This is a genomic window from Micromonospora sp. M51 (assembly GCF_018070305.1).
Taxonomy (GTDB): domain Bacteria; phylum Actinomycetota; class Actinomycetes; order Mycobacteriales; family Micromonosporaceae; genus Micromonospora; species Micromonospora parva.
In genome coordinates this window covers 1-681 of the sequence record NZ_JAGPXZ010001377.1, presented here as the reverse complement: position 1 = coordinate 681, position 681 = coordinate 1, and the positions used below count along the sequence as shown (strand labels likewise).

Below are 681 nucleotides of genomic sequence, written 5' to 3'. Positions count from 1 at the left end.
CACCACCTCGACGGCGCGGACCCGGTCGACGGTCAGGCCGTGCGCGCGGACCAGCCAGCCGACACCACCGCCGGTGGCCAGGCCGCCGACCCCGACGCCGCCGTAGTCACCCGAACTGATCACCAGGCCGTACGGGGCCAACGCCTTCGCGACGTTCGCCCAGCGGGCACCGGCCTCGACCCGGACCAGCCCGGCCCGCTCGTCGATCACCTGAACCCGGTTGAGCATGGACAGGTCGATGACCATCCCACCGTTGTTCGACGAGGCCCCGGACAGGCCGTGCCCGCCGCTGCGGACCGCGATGGGCAGCCGCTGCTCGCGGGCGTAGCGGAGCGCGTCGACCACCTGGGCGGTGGTCTTCGGCAGCAGGACGGCGGCCGGCGACGCCGACCTGGTGTACGTCGAGCGCAGGTTGGCGTACCGGCGGTCGCCGGGCGTGACGATCTGCCCTCGGAGGGAGTCGGGCACCCGGGCCATGGCGGTGCTCATCGGTGCCCCCGCGGCGCGCGCCTCGGGTGTCCGGGATCGGTCATGGCCCAAGGATGAGCGGGCACGTCGGCGTCGACAAATCTGGTGCGCCGGTGCCCGCTGGTCGCCGCGCCGCACGACGCTCGCCGGTGCGGGGGAGTGGCGCGCGAAGGTGACCGGAATCTCCGACCGGCTCCCGCCTCCGGCGGTGAC

At 74.4% G+C, this 681-nt stretch carries 1 protein-coding gene; it reads right to left on the bottom strand.

From position 1 onward, the window contains the following. A partial coding sequence (locus KBX53_RS34935; protein ID WP_247676643.1) for an FAD-dependent oxidoreductase occupies positions 1–489 on the bottom strand: 489 nt, incomplete at its 3' end. Between the last annotated feature and the right edge of the window lie 192 nt (positions 490–681).